At 48.5% G+C, this 16,640-nt stretch carries 20 protein-coding genes; 4 read left to right on the top strand and 16 right to left on the bottom strand.

All coding sequences use genetic code 11. The features are described 5' to 3' along the window. Positions 1–417: 417 nt before the first annotated feature. The 11 genes from ACI3EW_RS01950 to ACI3EW_RS01900 form a co-directional block, all read right to left on the bottom strand. Positions 418–1,695 carry a tyrosine-type recombinase/integrase gene (locus tag ACI3EW_RS01950; RefSeq protein ID WP_485663256.1) on the bottom strand — a complete coding sequence of 426 codons (1,278 nt, stop codon included), beginning with the start codon at positions 1,693–1,695 and terminating at the stop codon, positions 418–420. A 79-nt stretch (positions 1,696–1,774) separates the two neighbouring features. Next, on the bottom strand, positions 1,775–1,978 hold the full coding sequence (locus tag ACI3EW_RS01945; protein ID WP_055201461.1) for an excisionase: 204 nt from the start codon (positions 1,976–1,978) through the stop codon (positions 1,775–1,777). A gap of 433 nt (positions 1,979–2,411) precedes the next feature. Beyond that, positions 2,412–2,654, bottom strand: coding sequence for a helix-turn-helix domain-containing protein (locus ACI3EW_RS01940; protein WP_004611627.1), 243 nt, complete (start codon positions 2,652–2,654; stop codon positions 2,412–2,414). Positions 2,655–2,660: 6 nt separating this feature from the next. After that, positions 2,661–3,092, bottom strand: a complete 432-nt coding sequence (locus ACI3EW_RS01935) for a sigma-70 family RNA polymerase sigma factor (RefSeq protein ID WP_055201460.1) — start codon at positions 3,090–3,092, stop codon at positions 2,661–2,663. A gap of 513 nt (positions 3,093–3,605) precedes the next feature. Then, positions 3,606–4,376 carry a response regulator gene (locus ACI3EW_RS01930; protein ID WP_485663255.1) on the bottom strand — a complete coding sequence of 257 codons (771 nt, stop codon included), beginning with the start codon at positions 4,374–4,376 and terminating at the stop codon, positions 3,606–3,608. Between the two features lie 187 nt (positions 4,377–4,563). Then, positions 4,564–6,948, bottom strand: coding sequence for an ABC transporter permease (locus ACI3EW_RS01925; RefSeq protein ID WP_444446052.1), 2,385 nt, complete (start codon positions 6,946–6,948; stop codon positions 4,564–4,566). A 14-nt stretch (positions 6,949–6,962) separates the two neighbouring features. Further along, positions 6,963–7,628: an ABC transporter ATP-binding protein gene (locus ACI3EW_RS01920; RefSeq protein WP_002586598.1), complete on the bottom strand. Its 666-nt coding sequence runs from the start codon at positions 7,626–7,628 to the stop codon at positions 6,963–6,965. A 5-nt stretch (positions 7,629–7,633) separates the two neighbouring features. After that, entirely contained in the window at positions 7,634–7,894 is a 261-nt protein-coding gene (locus ACI3EW_RS01915) for a hypothetical protein (RefSeq protein ID WP_004611617.1), read from the bottom strand. Positions 7,895–8,075: 181 nt separating this feature from the next. Then, on the bottom strand, positions 8,076–8,492 hold the full coding sequence (locus ACI3EW_RS01910; RefSeq protein WP_004611616.1) for a hypothetical protein: 417 nt from the start codon (positions 8,490–8,492) through the stop codon (positions 8,076–8,078). A 27-nt stretch (positions 8,493–8,519) separates the two neighbouring features. Continuing rightward, positions 8,520–9,551 (bottom strand): sensor histidine kinase, encoded by a 1,032-nt coding sequence (locus ACI3EW_RS01905; protein ID WP_405582437.1) that lies wholly within the window; start codon positions 9,549–9,551, stop codon positions 8,520–8,522. Then, the gene (locus ACI3EW_RS01900) at positions 9,548–10,240 is read right to left on the bottom strand and encodes a response regulator transcription factor (protein WP_118591904.1); all 693 of its coding nucleotides are present in this window, start codon (positions 10,238–10,240) and stop codon (positions 9,548–9,550) included. Before ACI3EW_RS01900 ends, ACI3EW_RS01905 begins: the two co-directional genes overlap by 4 nt. 220 nt (positions 10,241–10,460) lie before the next feature. Between ACI3EW_RS01900 and ACI3EW_RS01895 the strand changes: the two genes are divergently transcribed. The 4 genes from ACI3EW_RS01895 (at position 10,461) to ACI3EW_RS01880 (ending at position 13,068) form a co-directional block, all read left to right on the top strand. After that, positions 10,461–10,829, top strand: a complete 369-nt coding sequence (locus tag ACI3EW_RS01895; RefSeq protein WP_117440196.1) for a helix-turn-helix domain-containing protein — start codon at positions 10,461–10,463, stop codon at positions 10,827–10,829. A 228-nt stretch (positions 10,830–11,057) separates the two neighbouring features. Next, on the top strand, positions 11,058–11,387 hold the full coding sequence (locus tag ACI3EW_RS01890) for a plasmid mobilization protein (protein WP_002566656.1): 330 nt from the start codon (positions 11,058–11,060) through the stop codon (positions 11,385–11,387). After that, complete coding sequence (locus tag ACI3EW_RS01885) at positions 11,348–12,700, top strand: relaxase/mobilization nuclease domain-containing protein (protein WP_256275926.1); 1,353 nt, start codon at positions 11,348–11,350, stop codon at positions 12,698–12,700. The genes ACI3EW_RS01890 and ACI3EW_RS01885 overlap by 40 nt, the downstream gene beginning before the upstream one ends. Then, positions 12,697–13,068 carry a cysteine-rich VLP domain-containing protein gene (locus ACI3EW_RS01880; protein WP_008689659.1) on the top strand — a complete coding sequence of 124 codons (372 nt, stop codon included), beginning with the start codon at positions 12,697–12,699 and terminating at the stop codon, positions 13,066–13,068. The genes ACI3EW_RS01885 and ACI3EW_RS01880 overlap by 4 nt, the downstream gene beginning before the upstream one ends. Before the next feature lie 155 nt (positions 13,069–13,223). On the opposite strand, the gene ACI3EW_RS01875 is transcribed toward ACI3EW_RS01880, so the two are convergent. The 5 genes from ACI3EW_RS01875 to ACI3EW_RS01855 are packed head-to-tail and all read right to left on the bottom strand — an operon-like array spanning position 13,224 to position 16,485. Then, positions 13,224–13,709, bottom strand: a complete 486-nt coding sequence (locus ACI3EW_RS01875; protein WP_237966635.1) for an NUDIX hydrolase — start codon at positions 13,707–13,709, stop codon at positions 13,224–13,226. Positions 13,710–13,711: 2 nt separating this feature from the next. After that, the gene (locus ACI3EW_RS01870; protein WP_405582429.1) at positions 13,712–14,368 is read right to left on the bottom strand and encodes an HAD family hydrolase; all 657 of its coding nucleotides are present in this window, start codon (positions 14,366–14,368) and stop codon (positions 13,712–13,714) included. Beyond that, positions 14,358–14,999 carry a thiamine phosphate synthase gene (gene thiE, locus ACI3EW_RS01865; protein WP_004611584.1) on the bottom strand — a complete coding sequence of 214 codons (642 nt, stop codon included), beginning with the start codon at positions 14,997–14,999 and terminating at the stop codon, positions 14,358–14,360. Before thiE ends, ACI3EW_RS01870 begins: the two co-directional genes overlap by 11 nt. 11 nt (positions 15,000–15,010) lie before the next feature. After that, on the bottom strand, positions 15,011–15,814 hold the full coding sequence (gene thiD, locus ACI3EW_RS01860; protein ID WP_004611583.1) for a bifunctional hydroxymethylpyrimidine kinase/phosphomethylpyrimidine kinase: 804 nt from the start codon (positions 15,812–15,814) through the stop codon (positions 15,011–15,013). Then, positions 15,811–16,485 (bottom strand): TenA family protein, encoded by a 675-nt coding sequence (locus ACI3EW_RS01855; RefSeq protein WP_004611582.1) that lies wholly within the window; start codon positions 16,483–16,485, stop codon positions 15,811–15,813. The genes thiD and ACI3EW_RS01855 overlap by 4 nt, the downstream gene beginning before the upstream one ends. Positions 16,486–16,640 lie beyond the last annotated feature (155 nt).

Below are 16,640 nucleotides of genomic sequence, written 5' to 3'. Positions count from 1 at the left end.
TCCTCCTCCATTCGTTGTCTGTCAGGACCCCATCGCCTTTCGATTTGATCAAAAACCCGTATCCCGGTCTCATGGGGTGTTGAGCCCGGAACAGCGCCCGCAAACTTATTGATCATGTCATAAGATCCCGTTATCCCGCCTCACGAAAAGCCGCCGCCCGACGCCGTTTTCCGCATATATCCGACGCCGGCTCCCGCCCTTCCCGACAGGATCCGTTTTCCCTTAACATGTTCTATTAATATAATCATTTAATAGATTTCTAATTATCTCTTTAGATGTTCTTATATGCCGGTATAGCCCGTTATTCCGGGCTTTTCCGGCACTTTTCATATCGGAAGAACCTCACAAATCTTTTTATTACCCCTCATGTTTTCGCTCTCAAAAGTAGTAAAAGCAGTAGTAAATTCTGCGTACTACTTATGCCGCCTTGGTTTCCTCGGCGCTTTCCGCCGCAGGCTCCGGCTTGGCCTCTGCGGTGGGTTTTGCCTTGGCTTGCAGCCGTTCCATTTCCTCCTGTGCGGAATGGAAAGTAGCGTGGGCGTAATAGTTCAGCGTCATTACAATGTTGGCGTGTCCCATGATGTACTGCAATGCCTTGGGGTTCATGCCCGCGTTTGCCATTCTGGTACAGAATGTATGCCGCATGGTGTGCGGCGTCATCACATCGGGCAGCGGCTCCTTGTGGCACTTGTTGTACTTCTTGGCAAGGCACTTGAACATGGCGTCATAGTTGACGGCGGTTTTGGGCAGGCCGTCCCGGTTCAGGAACAGGAAGTCCTTATAACCGTCAACCTCAATGCACCTGCCGTCCCTGCGCTTCTTCAACACGCGCTCAAACGCTTCATAGGCGGCTGCGCTCATAGGCACTTGACGGAATCCGCTTTCTGTTTTTGGCGCTTCGGTATAGTAACCGTCCTCGGTGCTTCTCAAAAGCTGGTGGTCTACATTCACAAAGCGCTTCTCAAAATTCAGGTCGGCTGGCGTCAGGCCGCAGAGTTCGGAAATACGAAGCCCGGTTTCCAGCAGGATCACCACCTCGTCATAATACTTGGCATAGACGGGATCGTTCTGCATGAAGTCCAAAAGCTCGTTTTCCTGTGTAGGGGTAAGCGGCACCTTTGGTACGGTATCGTCGTTGATAACCTCATTGATCTGGAAGTCAAAGGGATTCTTGCGGAGGCAATCGTCCTGTACGGCCATATAAAAGATGGCTTTTAAGGAACGCTTGCTGTTGCAGATGGTGTTGTAGGCAACGCCCTTTTCCTGCATACGCAAGGCCCATTCTTTCGCGTCAGACAGCTTCACGCTGTCAATGCTGGCCGCGCCCAGCTTATCTTCGGACAGAAGTTTCATCAACTGCTGGCGGCTCTTTTGGGTTCCTTTCCGCACATTCCCGCGCTGCCGGGTGTACTTTTCATAAAGCTGGCACACGGTCATTTTCTTGCCGATGGTGTCTATCCCGTCGTCAAGGTCTTTCTGTATCTGCTTGATTTTCTCGCGCAGGGAAAGACAGGGCCGTTTCCCGGCAGGTACTTTGTCGGTGGGTACTAACTTCCATGAGTAAACAAACTGGGGTTCTCCAAAGGTGTTAATGTATTTGTAAGCGTATCTTCCATCTGATCGCTGGCTCTCTCCAGACTTCAAAAGGCGGCCTTTGTTGTCCCGTCTTTTTTCATCTCGTTCTTTTCTTGGCATTTCGTCATGCTCCTTTCCATGACGGAAAGAGCCTTGACACGCTTATAACCTATTATAACACGCGCAAGGCCCTTTTTCACTATATTGTGTCAAGGGAATCAATGATTTTTTCAAACTGCTTCCGCTTGATCTGGATGCGGTTGCCGTTCAGGATCACCCAGCCAGCGGTGGGGTTTTCCTCGGAAAGCCGACGCAGTTTGTTTTCCCCAATCCGAAAATATTTGGACGCTTCCTCAATGGTAAGCGTGTATTTTTCCCAAATAGGCACATCGTTATTACTCATAACAAGGCCCCCTTTCTTTTCAAAACAAAGGTTGTTTTTGTGAAAGTGGGCAGAAAAGAACGGACGGCTGCTGGCACAGCTCCACGGGAATCTCACCCCCGCGTGGTTCTCACGCGGCCCTGCTCGTTGCCTGCGACGCTTCAAACGCTCGGACTACGACGGCAAGGGAGTATCATTGTCCTATCTGCGCGTCGTCGCCCGCAGGCTGCCACACCTGCTTTACGGCACGGTAAAATCGCTCCGCTTACCCCAATGAGGGAAAGCCTCTTGGCGCACCTGCCGCCCGGCTCGGCACAGACAGAATGTATCCGTCTGCCCTATGACGCGCCGCCATTGTCCTGCGGGCGTATTTGTCAAGGAGCAAAGGGGCCGCCGGGAAAACAGGCAGGCGGGGAAAGGGAAAGCCGCCTGTCTATGGCCGGGGCCTTAACCGTCAGTCGCCAATGGGACTAACGATGGAATGGATCAGCTTGATTTGCAATCGGCGCTTCATATACTCGTCAATGCAGATATGAGGCTGGCCGCTGCCGTCATAGAGCGTCCGGGTACACAGCTTATTGATATAGCCGTCGTAATGCTGCAAGACACGCTCCACGGCTTCGGCGTTACCGGCGCAGGCCGCGTCGATCACAAAATCCGGCAGAGGGCTTTTGCCCTTGTAACTGGATTGCTTCATCCGCGTTTAACCTCCCTCCGGCATGAACGCCATCAATTTTATACGCAAGTCTTTCAGGGTGCTTGTCCTGTGGCGCTGTACTGCGCTGCGGGACATTCCCATCAGGCGGCCGATTTCTTCGTCAGTCAAATCCAGAACAAAGCGGAGAATCAAAATACTCTGCTCGTCTTTTGGCAGGCTGGCAAACGCTTCGGCCACAAGCTCGTTGTCGATATGTAGGTCATAGCCATGCGAACTGAATGTAAAGCTGTCGCAGGAATACCGATCTACGGTCGAGAGCTTGTCCCAATCAGCCGGGGAAACAGCGTCCAGCGACACTTCACGGTCGCGGCGGCACTTCATTTCCCGCAGATAATCTATCGCCTCATGGTACAGAACCAGCTTGCAATAGCGGTCAAACTGGCTCCATTCACCGTATTTGCGGGGGATCGCTTCCATCTTCTCACCCCCTTTCTATGGGGGATGTGGTGGTTCTCTCCCTTTCCGCCAATAGAGCGAATGGAATCTCTCTGGCTGCCCGCTAAACGCCTCCTTTTTTCACTTTTTTGAAATTTCTTTTTGCGCCGGATAGCAGGCCGCAGGAAACAACAAAATTCGCCCGGCAGGTCAAAGACCCACAGGGCGAAACAAAAAGCAATATGTTCTTTCCCTACATGGTATAGTACATACGCACAGCCGCTTGTCCCCGCTGCCGGGGGACGGCTTTTTTTGACAGGCTAATCCCTGTCGGATTTTGTCGAAGTAGTTTTCGTTGCATAGCGGCTCCCTCCTAAAGCCGCCATGCCAGAACACGGTGCAGGGGTCGTCGAAGCAAAAAAACGGCGGCCTTGATCTACTCAAAACCGCCGTATCCGTCAGTGATACAGGAAAGCGCACGAAATCCTCTGCCCGTCAGCGGTTTTTTTTCTTTTCCCCGCTGTGGAGGCAGATGTTTTGATATGTAAGCTCGTTTCATTCCACAAAGAACAGAACCCGCCGGATCAGCTCTGGGATATTGACCGGGGCGGTGATATAGTCGTTCATGCCCTCATGCCGGTATTCATATTCCGTGGCAGGGTCGTTGTTCTCGGTGAGGATAAAGAACGGCAGAAGCCGGACAGGGGGATTCTTCATTTGGAACATCCCCGCCACCCGCCGTAGCGTATGAAACAGCTCCATTGCTGTGCCGTCCGGCAGTTCCAGATCGCACAAGATCAGTTCTATTTCCTTATCCTCAAAAATCCGGCGCTTGGCTTCCCAAATCGAGGAAACCAGAATCAGGTCAAAGCCCTTTTGTAGCATAGCAGCCCGCAGCACTTCGGCGCTGGTATCTTCTGCATAGACAAAGAGCAGCTTGTGAAAAGTCGGGGCCTTTTCGCCGGATAACTGCCGGTAGGCGTATTCCACCAGCTTATCTTGTAGTGGCAGTCCTTTCATTTTGTCCATGCACAGCGTCGCGCCCCGGCGCATAGCTTCCTGTTCGTAGTCGTCCTTGTCATGACAGGACGCCAGAATAAAAGGCAGCTCCTTGTCTGCGGCCCGCACCTCGTCCAGAAAGTCCATGCCGGAACCGTCCGGCAGGTCGAGATCACAGCAGACCACCAGCGGCATTTCCTCTTGGATGGCGGCCCGCGCTTCTTTCAGCGTACAAGCCGTTTTCACCGGGTAGCCCCGGTGCTGTAAGTATTTTTTCAGACACCATGTATAGGTGTCGCTGTCGTCGATCAGCAGTATCTTTTTCATGTGTCCTCACCCCCAATATTGATTTACCACAAGCATAAACTACAAATGTTACACAAATGTCCGAGGTGCCTTTGATTTCGACAGAAAAACAGGCTGAATTGTTACAACGCTCGGACATTTCAAAAATTTTTTTGAGAAATGGCGAAAAAAGCGGGGCAGCACACGCCGCCCCGCCGATCCCATACGGCTATTCCATCGTCCTGATTTGCTCAACAAGAGATTGCTTTTTCAGATTTCCAGTTGTGTAAGAAATCAAGGTGAATTGCACAATCAGCAGGATTGCTAAATATATCAATACGATCAGCCACGGAAATGAATAGTAAAAGTATGGATTCATCGTTTTCACAACTACCTGTACGGATAGGAAGCCCAGTCCAGTCCCCAAAACCAATGTTACCAGCGTAGCAAAAACTGAATACATCAACCCCTCATAGCACAGCATTTTGATAAGCTGCTTTTTGCTCAAACCAATCGCCTGTAACATTCCAATTTCCTGCCTGCGGGATAAGAAGTTTGTGATTGTCGTATTGACAAGGTTGATTAAAGAAAAGCACACAACAATAACAGCCACGATCAACAATACCCCGAAAGAAAGTTGTTGAAGTCCGCTATAATAAGTGATACTTTCCTTTATGGTTTCCATAACCAAATCGCTATTTCCGTCTATCAGTTGATTTAATGCAGCTTCAACCGTATCAAATTTTTCCATATCGGTAATTACTGAAATCGTACCTGTGCAATCTATCCCGGTCGCTTCATTCATAAGCTGCTCTGGAAGCGCAAAGCATTTTGAAAAGCCGGAGTAAGAATATTCGTTTACAATGCCCATGACGGTATAGGTCTTTGTGCGAATTTGGCCGGATTCGGTTTTATAGTCCACTTCGACGGTATCACCCAACGAAGCCTCAATATCATAGAGATCGGCACGCTCTTGAAGCAAGACAATTCCATTTCCTGCCACCAGTTCATCATAATCAGTCGTTCCCGCAATTCGTTCTTTCTCCAAATTCTGCTGTTCATCTCGACAAAAGCCCTGAATCCATTTTCCAGAATTACCATTTACACGATATTCTGCGTCCGTGTAATACCAGTGCTTGATTCCTGTAACGCCATCAATAGATTCTACTGCATTTACAAAATCGGCATTTAGAAAATTCTTTTGCTGCAATCCAGACAAAGAAATACCAGCAGTGTCCCACGATTGATTTGCGTTGAGCTGAATGTTAAATTCACCGACAGGGAACGCCCTGCCTCTTGCCTCTGCAACGCCATCATAGGAAACTAACATTGTCGAAATCAATACAACCAATACTCCGCCGAGTGAAAGAGAAAGTATTGTTAAAGTGGACTTTGCCTTTTGTCTGGACAGATTCATTTTAGCAAGTGAAGCAGGCGTTATTTTACGGTGCAACACGGAACTTTCTTTCATCTTCCCCTGATAATCGGAATATCTCAATGCTTCCAGCGGAGATACTGCCGCAGCTCTTTTTACAGGAGTATGAATGGCAATCATCACAATAATAAATGCAAAAAGGCCAACCCCGGCCGTCACACATAAAGTAGTCAGCCAGTACCAACCGGCAGGAATCAGGAAGTACCCAATCACATTTCCAATAACCAGACCAATCGGGATAGCAATGGCAGCAAGTAATTTTCCCTCGCGGTAAACCATCTTTTTGATCTGTCGTTTTGTAGTTCCGATTGTGCGAAGCTGTCCATAGTTACGGATACTGCTTGCTACTGAAATATAAAAAATCGAATAGATCACAATGCCGGAACCAATGAAAGTTACAAAACCGATCAAGAAATAGAACAGCATATCGCTTCCGTGATTTTCGTCCTTTAAGTTAAAATATGTGGAACGGACAATCACATTATCATCGGAAATTTCTAATTGCTGTGCCAGAGTGTTTGCATAGTTGGTGGCTTCTTCCTCGCTCATATTTTGAGCGCCTTTCAGCCCAATGTAATAATCAATCATGCCCTCGTCGCCATACTGCTGTCTTACTAATTCTTTCGATATAATGGCTGTATAGCGCCCAATATCGCCAGTTTTCACATTTAGGATTCCCGTCAATTTGAAATCATGGGTAGTGCCGTCAGAAAAGGGAATTTGAATTGTCTGGCCCAATTCATTTGAATAGCCCAAACTATCCAAAAAGGATTCCTGCACTACAATTTCATTCTCCGAAGCGGGTAAATCTCCCGAATAGGGCATACTTTGGGATTTTAACATATCTGCATTTGCATAAGTAAAATTCACGGTTGAATGGTTTACCTGTTCAGAAAATGCGTTAAAAAATTCCCCAACCCACGCAATTTCTTCTTGCTTGTATAGTTCCTGTCCCTGTTGTTCAGAAATCGCATGATACATAATCTGCGCTGTTTTTTGGTTGCGGTTCTGCGTTTCCTGCATAACCCCAAAGCCATAGAGGACAATAGCAGATAGCAATGCGCTGGCAAGTGCAATCGTCAAAACAATAAAGATATTTCTTTTTCGATTCGCCGATATACTGCGGTTTGATATGCGCTTTACTATGCCGCTGGTATCATTTTCAAAAGGCCATGTCATAGCCTGCCACCTCCTTATTCCACAATCTTGCCATCCTCAATGCGGACAATCCGATCTGCAAGACGGGCTATGTCGTTATTGTGGGTAATCATCACAACAGTTTGCCGGAACTCCGCACTGGTACGCTTGATAAGCCCCAGCACCTCGGCGCTGGTCTTGCTGTCAAGGTTGCCGGTCGGCTCGTCGGCCAGCACGATAGCCGGTTTGGTAATCAGGGCGCGGGCGATAGCCACACGCTGCTGCTGTCCGCCGGAAAGATTATTCGGCATATTTTTCAGTTTATCTTCCAGCCCCAGCAGGTGAACGATTTCGTCCAAAAACTTCTGATCCACCGTGTCCCCGTCCAGCTCCACTGGCAGGACGATGTTCTCATACACATTCAGGATGGGAACAAGGTTATAGTTCTGGAAGATAAAGCCGATGTTGCGGCGGCGAAAGATGGTAAGCTGTTCGTCGTTCATCTTCGACAGTTCTTTGTCCCGGACAATCACATTGCCAGAAGTAGGGGTGTCCAGCCCGCCCATCATGTGAAGCAGGGTAGACTTGCCGCTGCCGGAGGTTCCCACAACGGCCACAAATTCGCCGTCCTCCACGGAGAAGTTCACACCGTCAAGGGCGCGGGTGATGTTCGGCTCTGTGCCGTAATACTTTTTCAGGTCGATAGTCTGTAAAATGCTCATAAAATTCAATCCTTTTTTTGTTTGTTGTAAATGCGGAACGCTGCTGCGCCGGTGGCCGCCAACTGCACCAGAATCAGCACAGCGAACAGGCCGAAGCTCTCATAGTAGAACAGTTCATCCCAAAATAGGAGAACATCACAGAGAGCAGTCAAGGCAACCGTCCAGCGGATGTGCCGGGCCAGCCATTGCCGGAACACCAGCACAAGGGCAACGGGCGGGACGATCAGCAGCGCCAGATTCAAAATCAATGTCGGGGTCAGTTCCATTGCGTCGCCTCCTCACTTTTGTTGATAAGGGTATTGTAAAACCCAAATGTCCGCGAAATGTTACAGCGGCCAAAAAATTTCATTGAAAATCGGGGTGAAATGTTACAACGCTCGGACATTTCAAAAAATTCACGGCGGACAGCCGGAAATGGTCGTCCGCCGAATCATACTACACAATCTTTTAGATAGATTGATTGTGAAATAATTTCAATCCAATCACCACATCTATCATAAGTTCCACAATGAGAATTATACTAATGGCAACATTAAAATTACATAGGTTATATAATCCGATATAGATTTCACAAGTAAGAAATACAACTTGCAGACACAAATTTAAGTATGTCACTAAATGCTCGTTAGTTCTATTCCACAATCTAAACAGGAACATTGTAAAAATAGGTTTTCCCGTAAAAGCAAAAAGCACTGACAATACCGGCACCAAAAATACATAGTAAGAATCTACTGCATTGCTGGGGGATGTACCTACCCATTGAATTGCTATTTTATCAGGAACAACGAAAAATAAAACAATAGATAAAATAACATTGATTATTAAGATGATTGTTGTTGCTTTGCAAAAATTGATTTTTTTCATGGTGTTTTCTCCTGTTATAAGTGTGCTTTATTTAGTCGGCAACATAATGGAAAATTCCGAACCCTTGCCCGGCTCCGAAACCACTTTGATATAGCCGCCCTGCCGTGTTACGATCTCGCGGGTCAGATACAGGCCAATGCCCACGCCCTGCTGTTCGTGTACTTCTTCCTCACGATAGAAGCGCCGGAAGATGGCGGCCTGATTGCTTTCGGAAATGCCCTTGCCGGTGTCGGTTACTTTGATCTCCACATACATTTCCCACAGCACCACCGACACAGCGATTTTCCCGCCTGCCGGGGTGTACTTCACTGCATTGTCCAGCAGGTTAAAGAGGGCTTCGGCTGTCCACTTGCTGTCATGGGAAACGGCCAAATCCTCCGGGCAGTCCACGGACACGGCAATTTCCTTTCTCTCCGCTGCATACACGATCCCACTCATGGCCTGCGCCACAGTATCAAAGAGGCGACCCGGTTTCTTGTCCAACTGGATCACGCCTGTTTCCAGACGGGAGGTTTTCACAAGGGCCTGAAAGAGAAAGTCCAGCTTATCCGTCTGGCTGCGGATTCCCCGGATAAAGTCGGTGCGCTCCGCCTCGGTCATAGGCTTTTCCAGCAGGGTGTCCGTCGCCATTTTCAGATTGCTTACCGGCGTTTTCACCTGATGGGAAATATCCGATACAAGGGTCTGCAACTCCTGCCGTTCCTCGTCCACCCGGCGGCGGTTCTCCTGCATGATCTGGTAGAGCCTCGCCAGCCGGTGTCCGATTCTGGCAAGCTGGGTTTCGCTGTCCTCCGGGCGCTGGGGTGCTTCATTCCCGGCGATCATGTGGTCTAAGGTCTGGCACAGGTCAGCGGTAAACTGCGACAGCCGCTTTCCAAACGCCTGTGTCAGTACAAAAATCCCCACAAGGGCGCACAGCAGCAGCGCCCCGCCCGTCAGCAGCACCGCCGTCTGTTTTGTCACAAGAAACAGGGCTATGGTGATCCCGGACATGGAGAGGACAAGCCCCAGTGCCACCCGGCCAAACAGCCGCTTTACTGATAGGTTTTGAAACTTCATTTTGCCTCGCCTCCCGTCCATTGATAGCCCATGCCGTAAACAGTCTTGATGTAGGGTGCGCCGCCGTCGGATTCGATCTTGCTGCGAATCCGGCTGATAGAAGTTGTCAGGGTGTGTTCGTCCACAAACCTCTCGTCTATATCCCACAGCTTTTCCAAAAGCTGCCCACGGGTCAGCACTTGCCGGGGATTTTTACGAAACAGGTTCAGCATTTTGTACTCCATCGGGGATAGGGTCAGGGGCTTGCCGTTTAGGGAAGCCGTCTGCTCCGAGAAGTCCAGAAACAGCCGCCCGTCGTCGTAAATGTCCTTGGCCGGTTTGTGGTGTTCCAGCATGGCAAACATGGCTTTGATTTTCCGCTGCAAGGCCCCGATCACAAAGGGCTTTGTGATGTAGTCCACCGCGCCCACCTCATAGCCCCGTATCTGGCCGCTCTCCTGATCGTTGGCGGTCAGGAATATTACGATGGTGTCCGGGTGCTGGGGCTTTATCAGCTTGCACAGCTCAAAACCGTTGCCGTCCGGCAGGTTGATGTCCAGCAGCACCAAATCAAATTCCCGCTGGCGGATGGCGTCGGCTGCGGTTCTGGCATTTAGGGCAGAAGTCACGCCGTAGCCATCTGCGGTCAGGTTATAGTCTAACATCTTATTCAAAAAACTGTCGTCCTCGACAATCAAAATCTGCTTCATATTCTCACTTCCTTTGCTTTTTGCAGATAGTATAACAGGCAAATGTCCGCGAAATGTTACAGCGGACGGATTTTTTCAAAAAAGTGCTTTTTCTTTATTATAGGATAGCCCGCTTTTCCGTACAAGGCACAAAATATGAATTATAAAGTTTAATCTTACTGCATATAGCAACATTCCATTGAGAAAATATGAAATATACAATGTAGATGGGTGGTGCTATATGGCAAATATCAAAGATTGTCCCGGCTTTGAAACTTTCGGCGCGGATGTAAAAGCAGCGCGGAAAGTCAAGCAGTTATCGCGTAAGACGCTGGCGGAACAGGTCAATATCGACTGGCGCTATCTTGCCAACATCGAAAATGACGGCACGATTCCCAGCCTGCCAGTTATCATACAGCTTATTAAAATCTGCGGGCTTCCCGTGGAACGGTATTTTAACCCGGAGGTCATGCGGGAGGAAAGTGCACAGCGGCAGCGGGTCAGCCACAAGCTGAAACTCTGCCCGGAAGAATTTCTGCCGATCATCGAGGGCGCGATTGACGGGGCCATTCAAATTCAACAGAAGAATGACGAAACGGAGGGTGCATGACAACCCTCTGTTTTGTTTTTGGGAGGACGCAATCTGCGCCCTCTCTTTTTTTGTACGGTTTTCGGAAAAACCGGGATTTTGCGGGTATTTCCTTGGGGTCAGAACGCTTTTTAAGGGAAGAAGAACAAAGACAGCAAGCATAGGGAGTGTAGCCACACTCCCGGCAAACGGCTTCCCGTTTGTATCTTGGGGAAGTCCCCAAACCCCTGAATGAATGGAGGTGAGAAAGTGGCAAACCGAAAACGGAAGTTTGTGCTGCGCGTCCCGGTGACGCCGGAGGAACGGGCGCTGATCCAGCAGAAGATGGCCCAGCTTGGCACAAAGAACTTCTCTGCCTACGCCCGGAAAATGCTGATTGACGGCTATATCGTCCATATCGACACCGGCCCCGTCCGGGCGCAGACCGCAGAGCTGCAAAAGATCGGCGTCAACATCAACCAGATTGCAAGGCGTATCAACAGTACCGGGACTGTGTACGCGCAGGACTTGGAGGACATCAAGGGGGCGCTGGCACAGATATGGCAGTTACAAAGATCCATCCTATCAAGTCAACGCTGAAAAAGGCGCTGGACTACATCGAGAACCCGGACAAGACCGATGAAAAGCTGTTCGTTTCTTCCTATGGCTGTTCCTATGAAACGGCGGATATTGAATTTCAAATGCTGTTAGATCAGGCGTACCAAAAGGGCAACAATCTGGCCCACCACCTGATACAAGCCTTTGAACCGGGGGAAACCACGGCGGAGCAGGCCCACGAGATCGGGCGGCAGCTTGCCGATGAAGTGCTGCAAGGCAAATACCCCTATGTGATTACCACCCACATTGACAAGGGCCATCTGCATAACCACATCATTTTCTGCGCCGTGGATATGGCAAACCAGCGCAAGTACATTTCCAACCGCCAAAGCTACGCCTTTATCCGGCGCACCAGTGACCGGCTGTGCAAGGAACACGGCCTGTCTGTGGTAAAGCCCGGCAAGGACAAGGGCAAGACCTACGCCGAGTGGGACGCACAGAAAAAGGGTAAGAGCTGGAAAGCAAAACTGAAAATCGCCATCGACGCGGCCATTCCGCAGGCCAAAGACTTTGACGGCTTTTTGCGGCTCATGGAGGCGCAGGGCTATGAAGTCAAACAGGGCAAGTTTATTTCATTCCGCGCGCTGGCAGACGGCCTCCGTCCCGGACAGGAACGCTTTACCCGCTGCAAGACCTTGGGGGAGGATTACACCGAGGAACGGATCACCCAGCGGATCAAGGGCATTGCCATTGACCGGGGGCCGCACAGAAGAAGCACCGGGGAAATCTCCCTGCGGATTGCCTTGGAGGACAGTATCAAGGCCCAACAGTCGGCGGGCTATGCGCGGTGGGCGAAGCTGCACAACTTGAAGCAGGCCGCCAATTCCTTAAACTTCATCACAGAGCACCAGATCGACAGCTACGAGGGCTTGGAAAGCAGGCTGGCCGAGATCAGCGCGGCAAACGACGCGGCGGCCTCCGCCCTGAAAGACGCAGAACGCCGACTTGGGGATATGGCGCTGCTGATAAAAAACCTCTCTGCCTACAAGCAGCTCCGGCCTGTGGCGCTAGAACTGCGAAACGCCAAAGACAAGGCCGCGTTCCGGCGGCAGCATGAAAGCCAACTGATCTTGTATGAGGCGGCGGCAAAGGCGCTCAAAGAGGCCGGGGTCACAAAGCTCCCCAACCTGTACGCCCTCAAAACCGAGTATAAAAAGCTGGACGCAGAACGGGAACGGCTGTCCGCACAGTACAGCGAAGCGAAACAGAAATTGAAAGAATACGGCATTGTCAAACAGAATGTAGACAGCATTTTGCGGACAGCGCCGGGAAAGGAGCATACGCAGGAACGATGAACATACCGAGAATGAGTTACCCCCAATACCGCAAGGCCCGCAGGCTCACCCATGAGTGCTGCAACTACTGTAACGGGAACTGCCTCCTGCTGGACGATGGGGAGGAATGTGTCTGTGTGCAGAGTATTTCCTATTCGCTGCTGTGCCGGTGGTTCAAGGTGGCCGTCCTGCCGCTGGACGCGGCCCTGTGCGCCGAGATCACCAAAGGCCGGGACGAGATCAAACGCTGCGCCGTCTGCGGGGCGGCGTTTACACCCAACTCCAACCGAGCCAAATACTGCCCGGATTGCGCGGTGCAGGTGCGCCGGAAGAAAGAGGCGGAACGCCAGCGGAAAAGATACCTCCTGTCTACGCATTTAGGGCGGTAAAAGTCCACGGAAATCAAGGGTTTTTCCGCATGGTCGGCAGGCAGGTGGATAAAGTTATCCTGTTCCCCTCAAAACGGGGTTCTAAATGCGGGAAAATGGACAAAAAAGAAGCGCCGGACGCAGAGGCTTTGATAGCCTCCGCGCCCGGCGTTTTTTCAGCCTATTAGCTGCTCTACATAGGTAATCAGGGGATGCAGTTGTTTCAGGCGAAACATCTCAAATAACTTATCTGAACTTACCCATTGAACATCTACAACTTCTGTTTCCTGTAAACGCATTTCTTCAATCTTTATATCCCTATGAAACAGCCAAACATCGTAAAAATCCTGCACATTTTCCCGTCTGGTCTGATAAATCAATTTTTCACTTCCGGGAGTAAGCAGTATTCCTAATTCTTCTTTTACCTCTCGGATTGCTCCTTGCAAGCTGGTTTCCCCGGAAAGTACAGAACCACCCGTACATTCCCAATAAAGAGGGTATTGCTTTTTCGGATGCCGCTGTGATAAAAGATACTGCCCCTGCTGATTGACGATCCATGCACTCACAGATAAATGATACAGCCCTTTGGGTATGATTTCTCCACGGCACACTGTTATTCCAGACTTTTCCCGTTTTGCATTATATAAATCCCATTTTTCCATTTTCATGCCTCTTTGTGTGGGATCGGTGCTTGCCGAAAATCAAGTAAGTAAATATCAGCAATCCTTTCTATCTCTGCACGCTGATCTGCGGAATACTTATCATAAATCCCACCTACTAACATACGGGCTGCCTTTGCGCTTTTAATTGCTGGAAGTACATCATCAAACACAATGCAGTGTTCAGGTGCGACCCCTAATTTTTTTGCAGCCAATTCAAAGACATCCGAATATTCTTTTCCCCGCTGCACCTCATCTGTTGAACATAAGGCGTCAAATAATTCTAAAATCGAATTGTTCTTTAAGCATGGCATATAGAGCTTTTCCGGCAACCCCGTAGCAACTGCAAGTTTTATTCCATGTTCTTTTAAGCGCAGAAGATAATCAAGGGCATGGGGCAGCAGACCGACATGGTTGCTGTATTCCTCGACCGCCATATTATTCCATTCCTCAATAATTCCCTCTACCGTTTCCTGCAATCCAAAAAGATCAATGGTGTATTGTGCGGCTTCCTCAAAACTCCTTGCACATATTTCAGTTACATAATTTTCCGGGACGGGAAGATTTCTCTTTTTCAAAAACTGAATATCTATATGCTCCCATACATCCATTGAATCCAGAATTGTTCCATCTAAATCAAAGATTGCCGCATTAAAATCCATTTTTCTTTTCCTTTCCGCAAAATAAATCTTTCAGTTCCGCAGCAGCAGCTTTTATATCAGACTGCGCTATAATGGCAGATACAACAGCCAGCCCGTCAATTCCCATGGGCTTGAAACGCCCTGCATTTCCCTTATTGATACCGCCAATAACAACTATCGGCAAAGAAACGGCTGCGCGGATTTTCTGTAATTCCTCCATTGATACAGAATCAGCGTCGGTTTTAGTTCCAGTAGGGAACATTGCGCCAACTCCCAAATAATCTGCACCATCCTGTTGTGCCTGTATTGCTTCTGCAATGGAAGATGCGGATACTCCCAACAGCATATTTTCCCCAATTACTTTGCGGACGGCAGCCGCAGGTAAATCATGCTGTCCAATATGTACCCCCGTAGCCTGCACAGCCATTGCAATATCTATCCGGTCGTTTATGATAAGGGGAATATGGTATTTATCCGTAACCTGTTTCACGGCAACAGCCTGATTGTAAAATTCTAATGAGGACAATTCTTTTTCTCGGAGTTGTATCATTGTGCAGCCTCCTAAAATTGCCTGTTCCACCGCTTCTGTCAGGCTATCGCAGCTCATTAGTTGACGATCAGTAACAAGATAAAGTGTATAATCAAAGTTCATTTTGCACCTGCCTATTCTTTAGATAAACCATGCTGATACAATTCGTAGAAATGGTGCGTCGGGCCACAGCCTTTCCCAATCGCAAGAGAGTGTTCGATTGCCATTGTGACATATGCCTTTGCAGATTCGACTGCAAGCGGAACACTTTTTCCCTTTGCAAGCTGGGAAGCGATTGCAGAAGAAAAGGTACAGCCTGTCCCATGAGTATTTTTCGTATCAATGCGGGATGTTTCAAAATGGTAGAAATTTTCTCCATCAAATAGGACATCAACAGCATTTCCTATATGATGTCCACCCTTGACAACAATCGCCTTACAACCCATGGCATATATTTTTCTTGCGGCAGCCTCCATATCTGAAACTGTGGAAATCTGCATATCCGCTATTTTCTCTGCCTCTGGAATATTCGGAGTAAGTACATCGGCAAGTGGAATTACTGTATCTATCAAGGTGGAAACCGCCGTAGGATTCATCAATGGGCAGCCATTTTTGGCATACATAACCGGGTCGATTACAACATTTTGGGGCTTATATTGTAATAGTTTCTTTGCCACCGCTTTCATACATTCTGGTGTAGAAAGCATACCGATTTTTACTGCGTCCACTTCAATATCTTCAAATACGGCGTCAATCTGTTTTTCAATCATATCCGGGGTAATATCTTGGATGTCGATAACGCGGCTGGTGTTCTCTGCAACAACAGAAACAATAACACTCATTCCAAATACGCCGTGAGCAGAAAAAGTTTTCAAATCAGCCTGAATACCTGCACCTCCGCTGCAATCTGATCCGGCAATGGACAATACTTTTTTCATTTTGCATTTTCCTCCATTCTCTCGTTCCGATAGGCCATCTTCCAAAAAGCAAGTTCTAACAAACTTGCTTTCTCAAAAATATCAGCCAGATACTTTTTATTTGCTTCTGATAACCCAGCACATTTATGCTCTGCAAAAGCAGACCATTCTTTGCAGCTTTCTGCATATTGTTCATCGGCATAATCTTTGATAAAGTCCCAATATCTTGATTCTCTGCTTGTGGGGACAGACGCCAGTTTGCGGAATATATAGCTGTAACTTAACATACAGGGAAGAACCGCCATTAAAATTTCTTCATTCTTTCCATGTGACGCAATCTCAAACATGAAATCAATGTAATTTTGATTTTCAGGCAAAGGGGCGATCAGTTCAATATCATCATCTGTTATGCAAAATTGCTTTAGATAATCCAGCCGCACTTCCGATTCCGTATCATTTACAAAGTTCAGCATGGAGTAGTAAAGCTGAATTTCTCTTAATGTAGCAGCATGAAAAATTGCCTTTCCGTATATGCGGGCATAGTTTTTCAGATAGATACTATCCTGAATCATATATCTCTTGAATTTTTCAAGAGGTAGCTTTCCAGTTTGCACTTCCTGCACAAATGGGGTAGCTGCACATTCTTCCCAAATGGGGATGTTGTGGGTTAAGATGTCTTTCATAAATGCCATGTTTGATCCTCCTAAGATAAAAAAATAGAGCCTCTAAAACAATTAGAAGCTCTTTCAGACGCAATACGAGCGTAAGAAATTGCTTCCCTACGCCGGTATTAGCCGACAGGTCCAGAGGTCAGGTCTTACCTTTTTCAACTTGTTCAGTTCCCTCG

The organism is Pilosibacter rotomagensis (assembly GCF_045062245.2).
In the GTDB taxonomy this organism is placed as follows: Bacteria; Bacillota; Clostridia; order Lachnospirales; family Lachnospiraceae; genus Pilosibacter.
Note: the sequence above shows the minus strand (reverse complement) of the source record. Positions and strands in the feature narration are given on the sequence as shown.